This window comes from Mycoplasmopsis fermentans PG18 (assembly GCF_000209735.1).
In the GTDB taxonomy this organism is placed as follows: domain Bacteria; phylum Bacillota_I; class Bacilli_A; order Mycoplasmatales; family Metamycoplasmataceae; genus Mycoplasmopsis; species Mycoplasmopsis fermentans.
Map to the genome: position 1 here is coordinate 60,265 of NC_021002.1, position 16,794 is coordinate 77,058.

15 protein-coding genes, 11 tRNA genes, 1 other RNA gene, 1 pseudogene and 2 other annotated features are annotated in these 16,794 nt (G+C 27.5%); of the genes and pseudogenes, 11 read left to right on the top strand and 17 right to left on the bottom strand.

The window, feature by feature from the left end:
• Window positions 1–3 precede the first annotated feature (3 nt).
• The 10 genes from whiA to MBIO_RS00320 all read left to right on the top strand — a co-directional run bounded on the left by whiA (window position 4) and on the right by MBIO_RS00320 (window position 6,066).
• Window positions 4–843 (top strand): DNA-binding protein WhiA, encoded by an 840-nt coding sequence (whiA, locus tag MBIO_RS00285; RefSeq protein WP_013526969.1) that lies wholly within the window; start codon window positions 4–6, stop codon window positions 841–843.
• Window positions 843–1,343, top strand: coding sequence for a hypothetical protein (locus MBIO_RS00290; RefSeq protein ID WP_013354750.1), 501 nt, complete (start codon window positions 843–845; stop codon window positions 1,341–1,343). The genes whiA and MBIO_RS00290 overlap by 1 nt, the downstream gene beginning before the upstream one ends.
• A gap of 49 nt (window positions 1,344–1,392) precedes the next feature.
• Window positions 1,393–2,358, top strand: coding sequence for a DNA polymerase III subunit delta (gene holA, locus MBIO_RS00295; RefSeq protein WP_013526971.1), 966 nt, complete (start codon window positions 1,393–1,395; stop codon window positions 2,356–2,358).
• A gap of 191 nt (window positions 2,359–2,549) precedes the next feature.
• Window positions 2,550–2,840 (top strand): transcriptional regulator, encoded by a 291-nt coding sequence (locus MBIO_RS00300; RefSeq protein WP_013354752.1) that lies wholly within the window; start codon window positions 2,550–2,552, stop codon window positions 2,838–2,840.
• A 267-nt stretch (window positions 2,841–3,107) separates the two neighbouring features.
• An RNA gene (rnpB, locus tag MBIO_RS04580) (RNase P RNA component class B) lies at window positions 3,108–3,380 on the top strand.
• A 91-nt stretch (window positions 3,381–3,471) separates the two neighbouring features.
• On the top strand, window positions 3,472–3,594 hold the full coding sequence (locus tag MBIO_RS04955) for a hypothetical protein (RefSeq protein ID WP_013354753.1): 123 nt from the start codon (window positions 3,472–3,474) through the stop codon (window positions 3,592–3,594).
• A gap of 106 nt (window positions 3,595–3,700) precedes the next feature.
• Window positions 3,701–4,051, top strand: a complete 351-nt coding sequence (locus tag MBIO_RS00305; protein WP_013526972.1) for a transcriptional regulator — start codon at window positions 3,701–3,703, stop codon at window positions 4,049–4,051.
• A gap of 151 nt (window positions 4,052–4,202) precedes the next feature.
• Complete coding sequence (gene ychF, locus MBIO_RS00310; protein WP_013354755.1) at window positions 4,203–5,303, top strand: redox-regulated ATPase YchF; 1,101 nt, start codon at window positions 4,203–4,205, stop codon at window positions 5,301–5,303.
• A gap of 11 nt (window positions 5,304–5,314) precedes the next feature.
• Window positions 5,315–5,388: transfer RNA gene (locus MBIO_RS00315), tRNA-Trp, on the top strand.
• A 114-nt stretch (window positions 5,389–5,502) separates the two neighbouring features.
• A complete protein-coding gene (locus MBIO_RS00320; protein ID WP_013526973.1) occupies window positions 5,503–6,066 on the top strand; it encodes a hypothetical protein in 564 nt (187 codons plus the stop codon).
• Window positions 6,067–6,143: 77 nt separating this feature from the next.
• Here the strand turns inward: MBIO_RS00320 and MBIO_RS00325 are convergent, their stop codons facing one another.
• From MBIO_RS00325 to MBIO_RS00400, 17 genes and pseudogenes are all read right to left on the bottom strand, one after another.
• On the bottom strand, window positions 6,144–8,846 hold the full coding sequence (locus MBIO_RS00325; protein WP_013526974.1) for a cation-translocating P-type ATPase: 2,703 nt from the start codon (window positions 8,844–8,846) through the stop codon (window positions 6,144–6,146).
• A 77-nt stretch (window positions 8,847–8,923) separates the two neighbouring features.
• On the bottom strand, window positions 8,924–9,121 hold the full coding sequence (locus MBIO_RS00330; RefSeq protein ID WP_013526975.1) for a hypothetical protein: 198 nt from the start codon (window positions 9,119–9,121) through the stop codon (window positions 8,924–8,926).
• A gap of 156 nt (window positions 9,122–9,277) precedes the next feature.
• A tRNA-Ser gene (locus MBIO_RS00335) sits at window positions 9,278–9,369 on the bottom strand.
• Between the two features lie 72 nt (window positions 9,370–9,441).
• Window positions 9,442–11,295 (bottom strand): endonuclease/exonuclease/phosphatase family protein, encoded by a 1,854-nt coding sequence (locus MBIO_RS00340; protein ID WP_232048379.1) that lies wholly within the window; start codon window positions 11,293–11,295, stop codon window positions 9,442–9,444.
• Between the two features lie 608 nt (window positions 11,296–11,903).
• Window positions 11,904–12,812: a UTP--glucose-1-phosphate uridylyltransferase gene (locus MBIO_RS00345; RefSeq protein WP_013526978.1), complete on the bottom strand. Its 909-nt coding sequence runs from the start codon at window positions 12,810–12,812 to the stop codon at window positions 11,904–11,906.
• Window positions 12,813–12,928: 116 nt separating this feature from the next.
• Window positions 12,929–13,004 (bottom strand) — tRNA-Arg (locus MBIO_RS00350).
• A gap of 96 nt (window positions 13,005–13,100) precedes the next feature.
• Window positions 13,101–13,226, bottom strand: coding sequence for a DNA cytosine methyltransferase (locus tag MBIO_RS05305; protein WP_129622083.1), 126 nt, complete (start codon window positions 13,224–13,226; stop codon window positions 13,101–13,103).
• Window positions 13,211–13,633 (bottom strand): annotated as a pseudogene (gene dcm / locus MBIO_RS05190) (DNA (cytosine-5-)-methyltransferase). Before dcm ends, MBIO_RS05305 begins: the two are co-directional and overlap by 16 nt.
• Window positions 13,630–13,848 carry a hypothetical protein gene (locus tag MBIO_RS04770; protein ID WP_013526980.1) on the bottom strand — a complete coding sequence of 73 codons (219 nt, stop codon included), beginning with the start codon at window positions 13,846–13,848 and terminating at the stop codon, window positions 13,630–13,632. Before MBIO_RS04770 ends, dcm begins: the two are co-directional and overlap by 4 nt.
• A 174-nt stretch (window positions 13,849–14,022) precedes the next feature.
• Window positions 14,023–14,098 (bottom strand) — tRNA-Phe (locus MBIO_RS00365).
• A 4-nt stretch (window positions 14,099–14,102) separates the two neighbouring features.
• A tRNA-Asp gene (locus MBIO_RS00370) sits at window positions 14,103–14,179 on the bottom strand.
• Between the two features lie 3 nt (window positions 14,180–14,182).
• A tRNA-Met gene (locus MBIO_RS00375) sits at window positions 14,183–14,259 on the bottom strand.
• Window positions 14,260–14,298: 39 nt separating this feature from the next.
• Window positions 14,299–14,391 (bottom strand) — tRNA-Ser (locus tag MBIO_RS00380).
• 1 nt (window position 14,392) lies between these two features.
• Window positions 14,393–14,467, bottom strand: a tRNA-Ile gene (locus tag MBIO_RS00385).
• A gap of 27 nt (window positions 14,468–14,494) precedes the next feature.
• Window positions 14,495–14,571, bottom strand: a tRNA-Met gene (locus MBIO_RS00390).
• Window positions 14,572–14,576: 5 nt separating this feature from the next.
• A tRNA-Ala gene (locus MBIO_RS00395) sits at window positions 14,577–14,653 on the bottom strand.
• Window positions 14,654–14,656: 3 nt separating this feature from the next.
• A tRNA-Pro gene (locus tag MBIO_RS00400) sits at window positions 14,657–14,733 on the bottom strand.
• Between the two features lie 305 nt (window positions 14,734–15,038).
• Here MBIO_RS00400 and MBIO_RS00405 point away from each other — a divergent pair.
• Window positions 15,039–16,112: a Cof-type HAD-IIB family hydrolase gene (locus tag MBIO_RS00405; protein WP_013526981.1), complete on the top strand. Its 1,074-nt coding sequence runs from the start codon at window positions 15,039–15,041 to the stop codon at window positions 16,110–16,112.
• Between the two features lie 172 nt (window positions 16,113–16,284).
• Window positions 16,285–16,533: a sequence feature (23S ribosomal RNA rRNA prediction is too short), on the bottom strand.
• 19 nt (window positions 16,534–16,552) lie between these two features.
• Window positions 16,553–16,712 (bottom strand) — a sequence feature (23S ribosomal RNA rRNA prediction is too short).
• Between the last annotated feature and the right edge of the window lie 82 nt (window positions 16,713–16,794).

Here is a 16,794-nt window from a genome sequence, read left to right on the forward strand (position 1 = left end):
TATATGAACTTTACTAAATTCGTTAAAAATGAAATTATCAATCGCAAAAAAAATGAAGTTGAATCTCTTGAATACTTAAGAGGTTTAATTTTTGGAAATGGCTTAATTAAAAATGATTCCATTCATTTAAACATTCGTGATGAAGAATTTTTTTATTTAATAATTGAATTAATTAAAAAAGTAAACTTAGATTATCAAATTAAAAATTCTAAAACAATAGTTTTAAATAAAAAAGATATTGACTTAGATGTAAAATTTTTAAAGCCTTCTTTATTCTTTGGTGGAGTATTTCAAACAGGTGGAAGTATTAGCAATCTTGGTAAAACTTCATACCACTTGCAATTAAGCTCAAACTATGAAAATTTTATAGATATTATTATGAGCAAATTGAATGAATATTACTTTAATTTTCAAAAATTAAAACACCAAAATAAATACATAATTTATGTCAAACAAAAAGAAAAAATTGAAGATTTTTTGAAAGCAATTTTAGCTTTAGAATCATTTTATAAATTTACCGATATTACGATAAAAAGGGACTTTGAGAATAGTTTTAATCGAATAAATAACATAGATATTTATAATATTAAAAAGGCAGTGGAAGCTAATGTAAAACATATTGAAAACTTAAATTATATTTTTGAAAACAAACTTGAAAATAAATTCAAAGATGAGCAAATATTACTTTATAAAACAGTTCTAAATAATCCAGAAGCGCCTTTATCTAACATCATTTTATCACTTGAAAAAGAGCATAATTTAATTAAAAGCAAAAGCACAATTCATCATTGATTAACAAAAGCGAAAAGTGTAGTTGAAAAATACAAAAAAGGAAATAAATAATGAAAGAGCGAATGAAATATCTTAACATAAAAATTCAAGAAAAAATGAATCACATTCACTATTTAACTGGAACTGTTGTTCATAGTGTACAAAAACTTGAATATCGTTTAACATATTTAATCACTTTAAAAAAAACAATCGATGAATATGAAAAAAAAGGTAAATTTAAACATAATTTATTTTTAAAAGTTGTGCTAGAAGCATCTTCTGAAGCTCAAAAAATCTTTAGAAGTTTGTATGAAAATACTTTTGGTAATTTAAGCCAAAAAGCCTATCAAAATGGCATTTTGAGCAAAAATGAACATTTAGAATTATCTAAAGTTGTTGAAGATCGCAATGAATTAATTCATTTCTTTTTTAAGGATATTGAATTTAAACAAACCGATGATCAATTAGCTTTATATCTTGATGAAAGAATTAATTTTTTAGAAGATCTTTTTTCAAGAACTAGACGATGATATGAAATAATCAAAAACAAAATCAAGAAATTAGAAAAATAAGTTAAGAAATAATACTTATTTCATCTAATATTGCATATAATTAAAAAGTATGAATTTTATTTATGGCTCAGAAAATTTTTTTATTGAACAAGAAATCAATAAAATCGTTAAAAAATTTCCAAATTCTGCTATTACAACATTTAACATTGAAAACGATGAAAATGTTGATAGTTTAATTCAATTTATAAGCAGTGGAGATTTGTTTAATAAAAAAAGAATCATTGTAATTAATGATTTATTTTACTTTGAAAAAAAATTAAGCTCAAATGATGAAACTAATGTTAATAATTTAATTAAAAGTATTGACAATAATTCAAGTGATGAATTAATTTTTGTAAATACAAACATAAGCAATAAAGAGCAAATAAATAAAAACTTTTTTACTAATTTTATTTTCAACAAATTGCAGCAAAATAATTTTATTGAAGCTAATAGTATTGATGATAATCAATTAACTAAAAAAGTTGTTTCATTAGTACAACAAAAAGGCGGTACTATTGATGCTTTAGCAACCAGCGCTTTACTTAAAAAAATACCAAATGATCTTTATTTAATTAACTTAGAAATTGATAAATTAATTAATCAAAATAAACACATAACTGAAAATATGATTAATGTTTCAGTAATTGATATTTATGTAGAAGACGCTTTTGGTTTTAGCAATAGTTTTGAAACAAATGATTTCAATCTTATTTGGAAAAAATATAAAGAAAAATTAATTGAAGGAGTTGATGTTACTGTTTTAATTGCACAAACTTCACAATTATTTATTTTAGCTAACCAAATTTATGCATATAAAAATATAGGTAAAACTTTAGAAAATTTAGCAAGCGATTTTAAAATTAATCAATATAGAGTTAAAAAAGTCAGTTATTTATTAACAAGACTTGGCACTTTAAAAATTAGAAGAATGATTAAATCTCTTGCAAAACTTGACCAAGATATAAAAGAAGGAAAAACTGATCCAACAATTGGATTTGAAAGGTTCTTAATAAAATTCTTTATTAATGGATAATTTTTTGTACAATAGCACCTATTTAATTTATATTCAAATATAAAATAAAGTAAATGAAAACAAAAGAAAAATTATCAAAAAATAATATCTCAAGGAATTACATAAAAAATTAATTGAAAATAATTTTATTTCTAAATTATAGAGAGGAATTTGCATCAATCCACTAGAAGTTATTGACCAATATTATTTTTATGAACTCAAATATAAAGAACATTGTTTTTTTAGAAAATAGTGCAATGTATTTGCAAAACATAAATGATACTTTATATTACAAAATCGAGGCAAATTTTAAGCATGACTATAATACTTCAAAAGTAAATAAAGATATTAAGGCTCATCGCTTAGTTGAATGAAAACTTAATTTAGGAAAAGAAAAAGTTAAAACCATTTTTGGAAATTATGTAACAACATATAATAAAGAAAGAATTATTTGCGATTTAGTTGAAAGTATTGATGATTACGATCTTGAAACAAGACCGTAACTTTTAAAACATCTAAAATTTAAATCAAAATTATAAAAGATTATTTGATTATGGTAAAAAAATGGGTATTATAAAAAAATTATGAAAGTTTGAAAAAAATTAAAAAACAGTTTAAAAGAATATGGCAATCAATAAAGATAAGCGAAAATATTCAATTGTTGAATTTAAAAATGAGGGTTCTAAACTAAGGGACCTCATTTTTGCAACTTGAATTTGAAGTTTAAACAAAATTAACAAAAAAATGATAAAAATTGATATAATAAATCAAGCATTGGCTAACAGCTGCTTGAAAGAGTAGAGGAAAGTCCACGCTAGCACAACCTGCGATGGTTGTAGTGATCATGCTAGGCCCAATAAGCCTAGGCTTAGACGACTAGTGCCACAGAGACGAGAATTGTGAAACGCGGTAAACTCCATGAGTTAGAAACCCAAATATTGGTAGGGGAACTTTTCAACGGAAATTGAACCAAAGAAAAGAGTTGATTAATCAACTAGATAAATTGTTAGCACCTGAGAGGGTACAAAACGTGGCTTATAAATGCTAAAACACTTGCGCGAGCAGGCGTTTTTTATTTTATTTTTATACAACAACTGTGCCTAATTAAATATATAATTGAATAAAAATATTAATATGAGTGTAATTGATAAAATTAAAGAATTAATAAAAGAAAACAATGGTTATATGTCCACAGCAATTTTAGATAAAAACAAAATTTCAAGAAATTATTTGAAATTCTTAATTGAAAAAAATTAATTGTAAAAATTGATAGGGGAATATATGTAGATATTGATACTGCAGATGATGAACATTATGTATTTCAATTGAAATACAAAAAGTGCATTTTTTTTGAATTAGTGCAATGTTTTTGCAAAAAATTACCAATGTTTTATATCATAGAACAGAAGCAAATTTTAGTACAAATTACAATACATCAAAAATTGATAAGAAAATTAAATGCCATAGAATTATAGATTGAAAACTAAATTTAGGAGTTGAAAAAGTTAAAATAATGTTTGGCAATTATGCTAAAACATACAATAAAGAAAGAATAATTTGTGACTTAATTTTGGATATCAATAAATATGAACCAAAATTATGTCAAACGACTATAGAACTATATAAAGATTCAAAGCATGATTTGAAAAGACTTCTTAAATATGCAAAGATTTTTAATATAGTTGAAAGAATAAAATTGTTGTTTAATTTATAATATTGTATTTACTTGAATAACTATAAAACAGCTAAATTAGAAAAATTTTAAACTATCCAGTTTGTTAAATTATTATTAAAAAAGTAATTTTAATGTATCATTTAATAAGTATTTTAAAAATATAATTTTTAAATAAACAAAGGAGAATATTATGTCATTAAAAGCTGGTATTGTTGGATTACCAAATGTTGGAAAAAGTACACTTTTTAGTGCTTTAACTAAATATCAAGTTGAAGCTTCTAATTATGCTTTTACAACAATTGAACCAAATATTAGTAGTGTCCCGCTTAAAGATCCAAGATTATATGAATTAGCAAAGATAGTTAAACCTGGAAGAATTGTACCTGCAACTTTTGACTTCGTTGATATTGCAGGTTTAGTTAAAGGTGCAAGTAAAGGTGAAGGCTTAGGCAATAAATTTTTAGGTAATATTCGTGAAGTCGATGCTGTTGTGCATGTAGTTAGATGTTTTGATGATAAAAATATAATGCATGTGGCTAATGAAGTTAATCCAGTTAATGATAAAGATGTTATTAATATGGAATTAATGTTAGCTGATTTAGAAACCATTAATAATATTATTAATAGAATTCACAAAAAAGCTAAAAGTGGTGACAAGGAAGCTATTTTAGAAGAAAATTTAGCTTTAAAAATCAAAGATCTTTTAGAAAATAATAAACCAGCAAGAATGATTAAAAATTTAAGTGAAGATGAAGAAAAATTAATTAAAAATTATCATCTTTTAACTTCAAAACCAATGATTTATGTTGCTAATATGTCAGCTGAAGAAATAGCAGAGTATGAAAATGCTCCTTTATATAAACAATTAAAAGTTAGTGTTGAAGACGATGTAAAAATTTTGCCTATTTGTGTTCAACTCGAAAGCGAAATTAGCCAAATGGATGAAAGTGAAAGCAAAGAATGGTTAGATAGCTACAACATTAAATTTAGTGGTTTAGACCTTCTTGCTAGAGAAGCTTTTGATTTGTTAAAACTTAAAACTTATTTTACAGCTGGTGAAATGGAAGTTAAAGCTTGAGTGTTTCATGATGGAATGTTAGCTCCTGCTTGTGCTGGCATAATTCACTCAGATTTTGAAAAGAAATTTATTAAAGCAGATGTAATTAGTTATCAAGATTACATTGATAATAATGGCGAATTAGGCGCTCGTAATGCAGGAAAAATTAGATCAGAAGGTAAAAATTATGTAATGCAAGATGGCGATATTTGTCACTTTAAATTTGGCAAATAAGCCTATTTTATAGGGGTTTAGTATAATGGTAGTACCGCAGTCTCCAAAACTGCTCGCATGGGTTCGATTCCTATAACCCCTGCCATATCAAATTTTGATCAAGCAAGCTATAAGCTTGTTTTTTATTTAACTACTTGATTTTGAAAATTAAAAAATAATAATTTGAACAATTTAACTTAAATTTTAATATAATTGATTTATGCAAAGTAATAATTGACAAGCAAAAAATGGTGCTAATAATCAACAAGCACAAGATAATTTTAAAAACAAAGAAAAACCAAAGCCAAAAGAAAAAATTAAATTTAGAGGAACTAAATTTAATTTTAAAAAAGTTTTAATAAGTATTATTGTCTTCATTTTATTTTTTTTGATTAGTTTAAGTTCATTGATTACTTTCTATGTATTTAAAAATGAAACGATGCAAATAACATCACTTTTCTTATTATCTCTATTTGGTTTTATATTGTTAGTTTTTTGAATTATTCTTTTAATAGAATTATCAACAAAGAAATGATGATATTATTTCACTCTAACAATGTTTGGACCTTTTACCTTATTTATTATTTTAATAGTTGCAGCTATTTTATTAAAAATAGAAATTAAAGAAAACACAAGATTTGCAACAAGAGTTACAGGATATCGTTGAAAAAGAGATACAACTACTTTTAATGTAGAAGAAAAAATACAACAAAATAATTCACAAAAAAATTCTGAAGAAGAAGCAATAATTGTTACTAACTTCCTTGAAGATAACGAAGATTAAAAGCTGCACTTAATCAGTTTTTTTATCGCATTAAAAAACCTAGACAAATCAAGTTGTCTAGGTTTTTTAAGCATGAACTAAATTGATTTTATTAGCTTGTTTGCTTTAATGAAAATAATTATTTTCTTAATTTCATTTGCAATAGTTAAACCTAAAGCTAAAGGTAATGACATTCAAATTAAGATACCATTGCTTGCATAAATGCATTCATACATTCTAAATACTTTAGCTACTTGAGGCACTAATGCAACAAATAAAGTTGAGAAAGTTGAGAAGCTAGCAGCTAAAACAACTGGTCAGTATTTTTTAATATTGCTAATAAAAATACTTTTATCACTCATTAAATTAATACTATTTAATGAAGCTGCAACACACATTGTAATAAATGCTGTTGTTGAAGCGATTTTAACTAAATTAGCTGGATCATTTTTAATAGCTCACTCAGCTCCAAGTGCATAAGAAATAAGTGATAATAAACTTACTAAAGCACTTTGTCAAAGTAATTTAATTCCCATTCCTCGAGCAAAAATACTTTCGCTTTTTGAAAATGGTTTACGTTTCATAACATCTTTTCCACTATCAACAAAACCAAGTGCAATAGCTGGAAGTCCATGAGTTAATAAATTAATTCATAATAATTGGCTAGCTCCAAAAATGTAAAATCCATCTGGATAATAATCTTTATATGCTAAGAAGAAAGCGACCATACCAATAAGCATTACTAAAATTTCTGTTAGTGAGCTAATTAATAAGTTAAGTATCACTGTTTTGATTTTGTCAAAAATTAAACGACCATTTCTTACTGAATTAACAATAGTATTGAAGTTATCGTCAACTAAGATTAAATCAGCTGCTTGTTTTGAAACTTCAGTTCCTGTAATTCCCATAGCACAACCAATGTCACTAGTTTTAAGAGCGGGAGCATCATTAACACCATCACCAGTCATAGCAACTACTTTTTGGTGTGATTGTCATGCTTGAACAATTCTTAATTTGTCTTCAGGATTAACACGAGCATAAACTGAAATATGTTCAACTTTAGCTCTTAATTCTTCTTCACTCATTTTGGCTAAATCTTTGCCTTCAAGACAAGTATCGCTTTCTTGATAAATGCCTAAATTTTGAGCTATAGCTCTTGCTGTAGTTACTTGATCACCTGTGATCATAACAACTTTAATACCAGCACCTTGAGCTTCTCTAATTGAATTTGCAACCTCTGCCCGAGGTGGATCAATCATAGCAACAAGGCCAACAAATTCTAGATCATTTTCGTCCTTAAAGTCTATTTTACTGTGCTTTACGACTTTTTTAGCAACTGCTAAAACACGATAAGATTTGTCAGCTCATTGGTGATTAATTTCTTTAATATCATCAATAGTTAAATTATTACATCTTTTTAATAAAACATCAGGAGCACCTTTAGTAACTAAAAGCATTCTATCTTTTTCTTTGAATACTACAGAGTGCATTTTACGATTTGAATCGAAAGGCAAAGATGCTAAAATTGGATATTCTTTAAGTAATTCTTCTTTTTTATAACCATAAGAATAAGAGTATCTTAAAAGGCCTGTTTCAGTGGGATCACCTACTTCTTTTCATTCATTATTAGCTTCTAAAGTAATAAAAGCATCGTTACATAAAGCTAAATATTTAGCAAGCGGCCTAAATAATTCTTCTTTCTTGTTTGCACTTCAAAGAGTTCTAAAACGATAAGCATCAACTACTGTCATTTTATTTTCTGTTAGTGTTCCTGTTTTATCACTACAAATAATTGAAGCAGAACCTAGGGTTTCAACTGCTAAAAGGTTTTTAACCAACCCTTTTTGTTTGGACATCTGACTAACACCAATTGATAATAGAACAGTGGTAAAAGTAATAAGGCCTTCTGGAATAGCAGCAACTGCAAGTGAGATTCCAGTGACTAAAGCATTAGTATAAACTTGTGAATTTGTTCAATTTCCTGAGTGAACATTATTTAAAATAATTTGTAAAATAAAGCTTACGAATAAAAGGATAATTCCACCATAACCAAATCATTTGCTTAATTTATTAAGTTTGATTTGTAGTGGTGTTGCATTTTTATTTTGTTTTTGAATCATTGAATTAATTTTGCCAATTTCAGTTTCACTAGCTGTATGTTCAACTACAAAAGTTGCCCGTCCATTAATTACATAAGTGCCTGAGTAAACTAAGTGTTTGTTGTTAGCTAAGATTTTGTCATCAGTTGCATTTAAATTTGCGACTTTACTTACTGGTAAACTTTCACCAGTTAATGAAGCTTCTACAACTTCTAAGTTTGAAGCTTCAATTAAGCGACCATCAGCATTAATTGTATCTCCTGCAGCTAAAACAACTAAGTCACCAGGCACTAATAAATTAGCGGGAATAATTTGGACTTTGCCATCCCTAATTACTGTAGCATTGACCTGATTAACTTTTTCAAGGGCTCGCACCGCTTGATCACTTTTGACCTCTTGATAAGCTCCTAACATACTATTTAAAATAATAACTAGCATAATAATTCCAGGTTCAACATAAGAGATAATTAAATCGGTTGTGCTTTTTCCGCCTTGAAAATGTTCAACAATTGCCAAAGTTAAACTAATTGCTGCCGCTATGATTAAAAGAATAACCATTGGATCAACAAATTGTCTAAAGAAAGCAACTATTGGATTTAGTTTTTTCTTTTTAATTAAAGCGTTTTCACCATACTTTGCAAGGTTTGCTTCAACTTCTTTTGAAGTCAAGCCTTGATAATTGGAATAGTCTTTTTTGTTCATCTTTTCTCCTTAAATAAACAATGTTTTTATTATATATTAATTAATATAATATAGTTTAAAAAACTTGTTAGTTGCTATTAAAAAATATAAAAAACACTAATTCTTAAAATTAATGTTCTTCTTATCTTACTTTTTAAGTTTTTATTGTTTTCTCATTTCTTTGTGTATCTAGCTCTTCTATTTGCTTTTAATTCGTTAAATCTTATAATTATATCTCGAGTTCTCTCAACTATTTCATTTCAACGTCTTTCATTTTCTTTAGGATCTTCATTCAATTTTGGAAAGAAGCAACAATCTTCATCATGCTTTACTTCTTCTTTATTGTTTTCATTAACTTTGCCATTTTTGATTTTTTTTACATTTTACATATTAATACTTTCCTTTTAAATTATTCATAATAATTTTATTTAAATCTTAAAAAAATAAAAAAATGGCGGAACAGAGAGGATTCGAACCTCCGCGGGTGTTGCCACCCCTACAGTCTTAGCAGGACCGCCTCTTCGACCGACTTGAGTACTGTTCCACAAGTGCTTTTTATTATATAACAAAAGTTTAATAAATGAAAATAAAAAGCAGGCTAATTGCCTACTTGTCTTTAAAGAATGTCATTAGGATCTAAAATTAAATCAAAATATATAGGGGAGTGATCACTAATTGCATGAAAGATATATTTTAAATCTTTATCGTAAGTTTTTTTTCTAATAGTATCAACATATGTTTTTCATTCTTCTATTGTTTGATAATCTTTGAGAATATTATCTTTAAAAATATCGTATAAAGGAAAGAAGTTTGCGTTTTCATATTTTAAATTGGTTCTAGTAAAAATCTTGTCATAAGGTTCAGAATATTTTCCCCATGTACTATTACTCAATGAACTCTTGTGTTGTTTTGAGTCAGTTAACAGTGCTTTATAATATTGATCTTTTAGTATTTCACTAAAAGCAGTTGCTTGATTTCCTAGTTTTATGTTGGTATCGCCCACAAAAATAAGATCATCATTGTCACCATCTTGTTGATCAAATCAATCCATAAGGTTCTTTAAGTTGTAAGCTTCATCAGCTTCTTGAGCGCCTTGCTTACTTAATAAACTTGATTTTGATTCGCCACTTTTTGCTGCTCCTGGACTATCTAAATGATCTATAACAAAAGTGAAATTATTTTGAATTGGTCCTAAAGTTTTAAATTTAACTCCCATTGGAGGTCTAACATAACCAAGATTATTGTTTTCTTCATTAACAACAAAAGTGCTATTGTCATAACCTAATCATTCCTTGCCATTAATAAATTTTTCAATAGCAATCTTATCTTTTTTATAAATAAAGGCTGGACATTCATGTTGTTTTGAAGTTGGGGCTAATTTAGGATTGTGAATAGTATTATCAGAAGCTATTAATTCTCAATTGTTGTTTCCCGTAAATTTTTTTAAGTATTCACAAAATTTTTGTGCTGAAGCTTTTGTTTTATTTTCAATAAGCCCAATAACATCAAGATTTAAATGTTCAATAACACTAGCTAAACCATATTTTTTGTATTCTTCAGATGTTTCATATAAATTTAAAATATTCCACATTCCGATACGAATTTTAGATTTAGCTACTTTAAAACCAGTAATTTCAAATACCTGAATATCACTAAAAGTATTGTCTTTATTATTTATTTGAAAATGAACTTTGACTGAAGTTGGTAAGCACTCTAATTTGTTATAAGTAATGTTGTATTTTGTTGAGTCAATGTTTGCTACTTTTAGTTGAGTATAATCAATGACACTATTACTAAAAATGTTTTGTTTATTATTAACATCAAAAACAATTTTTTTAGCTATTTCATTTAATTCTTCAACTGTTTCGCCACTAATATTTTTGCTAACTTTAAAGCCTGTTAATATATATGTAAACTCATTACTTTCTAAGTTATAATTTTTATTTTTTAATGTAAAAGTTACTTTAATTTCATTGTTAGTTTTAGCTCAATTTTTAAAAATAACTTCTTCTGTGTTTTTATCAAAACCACTATAAAACAAGTCTTTTAGTAAAATTTCAGAGGTTAATTTTTCAGCTATTTTTTCAACTTCAACCTTAACATTTTTAACGGATTTATTAAGCTTATCAACAATTTCTTGTTTGTTAATTTTATTAGCTTTAAAACCTGTGAAAGTGATTTTAAAACTTTTACTTTTTAGATTATTTTTTTCATCTTTTAATACAAAATTAACAGTTATTGTACCTTCTTGATCATCTTTTTTTATGCTTTTAACTTCAACTAAATATGTTGCGCAATTGTAAAATTTTAATTCATTTTTAATCTCTTCATCATTTAAATTTTTAACATCAATTTGAGCTTTTTTACTTGCTTCAAGATTATCTTTATCTCATCAAATTTTGATTTTTTCAACCGCATTATTTAAGTCATTTTGAATTTCATCTTTGTTTTTTTCTTGTGTTTTATTCATTTCAAAAAAGCTACATTGAGTTGATAAAAAAGGTAAGGATATTAAAGAAAAAGACCCTACCAATAATTTAATAAATTGTTTTTTCTTCATAATATAAACACCACATTCTTATATATAAAATTATATTAAAAAAATTAAAATTGTTTAAATTTTTATTTAGTTGACTATTTTCATATTATTTCCAAAAGTGGGGGTGGTAAGTTTAAAGAAAAATGCATTTTCTTAAATTGACTGCTTAAATTTGATTTATTCTAAAAGTCATCATTATGAATTTTGTGTTTGAATCATCTTTTGTCATAATGTTATTTGTCTCAATATTTTCTTCTTTTTATTTGTATAAAAAGCTGAAAAAATAGAATTTGTAGAACAACTATTCCACCAATTAATAAAGATATTTTTTTCATATTTTTTATTTTGACATTTCTTTTTTGCAAATACATGATTATTTGAATAACTAGTATATAAAATATTTTTTGCTTTATTCAAATGCGAAATAAACAAAAAATAAAAAAGATAAACAACTAAAGAAAATTGTTTTTTAAGAATTATTTAATTCTTTTTTTCTTTTATTGTTTAAACTTTTTATAATTTATTAATTTGTGAAAAAATTAAAATTCTTTAACTTTTTCATTAATAAAACTTTTAATCTTGTCTGCAATTTCAGGTTCTTCTAAAGCATAATCAATGTTTGCTTTAACAAAGCCTTCCATTGATCCAAGATCATATCTGATGCCTTCAAATTCATAGGCATAAATTTTTTGTTTATATTTTTTCATTAATTCATCAAATGCATCAACTGCTTGAATTTCATTTTTGCCATCATATTCAATTCTAGATAAGATATCTAAAATTTCTGGATTAAAGACATAACGTCCAAGTATAGCTTTATTTGATGGTGCTTTATCAGCCTTAGGTTTTTCAACTGCACCATTAATTTCAAAATATTTCTTATCTTTATCTTTCAAGTTTATTGGATTAACAATTCCATATTTATGAATATATTCTTTTGCTACTGATTGTACACCAATAACATTTGCTCCAGTTTTATTATAAAACTCGATTAATTGCTTAATAGCAGGAGTTTTTGATTTAATTAAGTCATCACCTAAAATAATAGCAAACGGCTCATTGTCAATATATTCTTTACAACTTGCAAGTGCATGACCTAAACCAAATTGTTCCTTTTGAATTACTCTAGTAATACATGAAGAGCGATTTGTTCTTTTAACTTTTTCTAAAATATCTTTTTTACCTTTGATAATTAATTCTGTTTGTAAATCTTGATCAACTGAGAAAAATTTTAATAAATCCTTTTTCCTTTCACTTAAAACAATTAAAATTTCCTCAATACCTGAATCAAGTGCTTCATTAACTAATCTATCAATAACAGGTGTATCAAGAATAGGCACTAATTCTTTATGAATAATTTTTGTCATAGGTAAAAATCTTGTTCCTCAGCCAGCTGCAGGAATAATCAATTTTTTAATTTTTTTAATTTCATTCTCTTTTGTTGTCATGTTCCTAATTATACTATATTGTTTTTATTTTGGAATGCTTCTCTAGCAATGTAAAAATTTGAAAAAAATAAAAAATCAGTCTAATGACTGACTAAATATTTTGGTGCTTAAACATATGGCGATCTTAAAGGGACTCGAACCCTTAACCTTTGGGGCCGAAACCCAACACTCTGTCCATTGAGCTATAAGATCAAGTTAATTAACTAACTCTATTATAAGTGATTATTTAATATATGTCTCAATTTAATTTTTTCTTTAAAAATTTTACTATCTCGCAGTCTACAGCTTCTATTGCATTAATTGTACTGAGTTGCCTAGTTGCTTCGTTACAACTAATTTTGCAACTAAAAATATAAAATCATCTGAAAAACTTTGTAATCTTTTGGCTTCATTATTAACTAAATAGTGTCTCAGTTTCTTCTATTATTTAATCATGAACCTTTACCACCTACTCTTAATGTATAACCTATTTCTTTATTTACTTCTGCATTGTCAAAAACTCAATTAAGTTTTTTGGTTAATGGTATTGGTTTTGGAAAAGTGAAATTATATTTAAAATCTTTTCTTATTCCAAGCATAAATAATCTTGGTCTATGCTGTTGCAAATTAAAATCAAAAGCTTTAACTATTTAAAAATGAAAATTGTAATCTAATTCATTCAATGTATTTTGGATAATTTAAAAACTTTTACCATTATTATAATTTTTTAATTCTCTAACATTTTCTAGAAAAATAATTTTAGGTTGCTTTACTTTTATTATTTCAGCTATATTAAAAAATAAAGTACATCTTGTATCTCCAAAACCTTTTTTATAGCCTATTTAGGAAAAAGGCTAACATGTAAAACTTGCACAAAGTACATTATGATCAGATATATTTTTGGATTTATTAAAGTTATATCACCTGCAAAAAAATTAGTTGGTTCATTATTTTCATTGAATAAATTTTTGCTATTTTTAAAATTTGTCGCATATGCTTTTCTTGCATTTTTATCTCATTCTGATGCGAAAACGCGTTGACCACCTAAATTGTTCATAGCAATATGAAATCCACCTATTCCATCAAATATGTTAATAAATTTAAAGTTTAATTGTTCCTTTTTATTAATCGTTATTAATAATTTAACATTATTTTTTTATAAATAAAATCAGTTTTATCATAAAAAGGAATAAAAAAACTTCGTCAAGACGAAGTACATTAAATAATGATATGGTGGCTCCGGCAGGAATCGAACCAGCGACACACGGAGCTTCAGTCCGTTGCTCTACCAACTGAGCTACAGAGCCATAATGGCGGTCCAGACGGGAATTGAACCCGCGATCTTCTCCGTGACAGGGAGACGTATTAAACCACTTTACCACTGGACCAATTGGTGGCGGAGGCTGGACTCGAACCAGCGGCCTCGAGGTTATGAGCCTCGCGAGATACCAAACTTCTCCACTCCGCGATGTGATATTTTTTTATTTAGGTGTTCATAAAGAACAAATGGCGGGTGATGAGGGATTCGAACCCCCGCGGGCCGTGAAGCCCCTGCTAGTTTTCAAGACTAGTCCCTTCAGCCAGGCTTGGGTAATCACCCTTGGTGGACCCAACTGGATTCGAACCAGTAACCAACCGGTTATGAGCCGGTTGCTCTGCCGTTGAGCTATAGGTCCAAAGCAGTTAGGATTTTCTCCATATAATGGTAGCGTCGATGAGAGTCGAACTCATGACCTTCCGGGTATGAACCGGATGCTCTAACCAACTGAGCTACAACGCCATAAATGGTGGAGGATATGGGATTCGAACCCACCACCCCTTGCGTGCAAGGCAAGTGCTCTAGCCAAATGAGCTAATCCCCCACATGGTGAAGAAGACAGGATTTGAACCTGCGACCACTACGTCCCAAACGTAGCGCTCTGCCAAGCTGAGCTACTTCTCCTACTTTCAATGCTTCACTTTCTAAATCAATAAGATAATAAAAAGCATATATATTATATACTAATTTGTCTTTTTGTAATAGAATAATTTATTTTTTTTATAATAATTTTTTTTAACTTATAAAGCTTATTTATAGTGTTTTTAGTCAAATTGTTAATTGTTTTCAAAAAAGAATTTTATTTTTATTGCTTAAGAAATTAAAATAGTCATTTAAATAAATTGCTTATTTTTCACAAAAATTCCATTAAGCTTTTGAATATCTAAATGTTTGCTAAAATATATATAATAATTTGATAAGGATGAACAATGAAATTAAAGATAAAATCTGATTTATTAAACAAAATTAAAAACATTCATCGAGAAGAATTTTTATATTTAAATTCAAAAATACTTGATTCATATGCTAAGGGAAAATTAATAAGTTTTTACGATGAAACAGATAAAAACAATTTCTTTATTTTTGAAATCGTTGAAATACAAAAAGTTAATTTTGCAGATATTAAAGAACCTTATATTATTAATACAAGTAAAAGAGATCATTGATATAAATTGAGGATAAAAAAGGATTGATTTGATCTTTCAATGGTTGATAACTTTGTATTTGATATGGATGGTACTCTTTTAAATGAAAATAAAGCTATTTTAAAAGAAAATATTGACGCATTAAAAGAACTTAAGAAAATGGGCAAAAATATTATTGTAGCAACTGGACGTCCATTGTATACATTGCATCATATTGAAGAAGTTCCAACTGAGTTTCCAATTATTTGTTCTAATGGAGCAATTATATATAACAAAGACCATAGTTTATTAAAAGCATATGAAATAGATAAGGAAACAGTTAAAAGTATTTACAAATATTTAAAAAGTCAAGATATGGAATTCCTAATGTATTCGCCTAATTATGTTTTAGGTTGTGAAAATAGTAATTGCAAATATCTTGAAATGCGTAATTATGCTGCAAGTGTTGGTGAAAATTATAAACAAGGTGAGTTCTTTAATGAATTAGAAAAATATAGAATTTGTAAGTTCTTAATACATATACCTTGTACAACAGAAGAAAAGTTAGCAAATTTAAAAGAATATTTAAAACAATTTGATGTTTATTTAGTAAGATCACAATCGACTCTTGCTGATATTATGAGAACAGATGCAACTAAAGGTGAAGCAGTTAAAAATGTTGCTCAAAAATATAATCTTGATTTAAATCGAACAATTTGTTTTGGCGATGCAGAAAATGATACAAGTATGTTCTCAATCTCTAAATACTCAGCTAGTCCTTCAAGTGGAAATATTAAAGCTAAAAATAGATCTTTATTACGTGTTAGAAATCATCAAGTGGCTTGATTAAAAGAATTTGTAGAGCAATTCAAAGACTAATTAAAATAGTATTAAAACTATTTTAATTTTTTTACTTTTTTAATTGTTTTATAGGCTTTTTGGTAAAAAAATGAAATAAAAAATGTCACACTTGTGACACATGTTCTCTGAAAACTGAATAGTAACAATAATTCATTGAAATGTCATAAATACACTTCTACTTTTAAACCGATCGATTTATTAGTATTGGTCAGCTCAACGTATTACTACGCTTACACCTCCAACCTATCAACCTCATAGTCTATAAGGAATCTCAAGGGAATACTTATCTCTGAGGAGGCTTCCCACTTAGATGCTTTCAGCGGTTATCCTTTCCGTACTTAGCTACCCAGCTATGCTCCTGGCGGAACAACTGGAACACCAGTGGTACGTCCACTCCGGTCCTCTCGTACTAAGAGCGGCTCTCATCAATATTCCAACGCCCACATCAGATAGGGACCAAACTGTCTCACGACGTTTTGAACCCAGCTCGCGTACCGCTTTAATGGGCGAACAGCCCAACCCTTGGAACCGACTCCAGCTCCAGGATGCGATGAGCCGACATCGAGGTGCCAAACCTTGCCGTCGATGTGATCTCTTGGGCAAGATAAGCCTGTTATCCCCAGGGTAACTTTTATCCGTTGAGCGACTGCCATTCCACAATGTACAGCCGGATCACTAAGTCCTGCTTTCGCACCTGCTC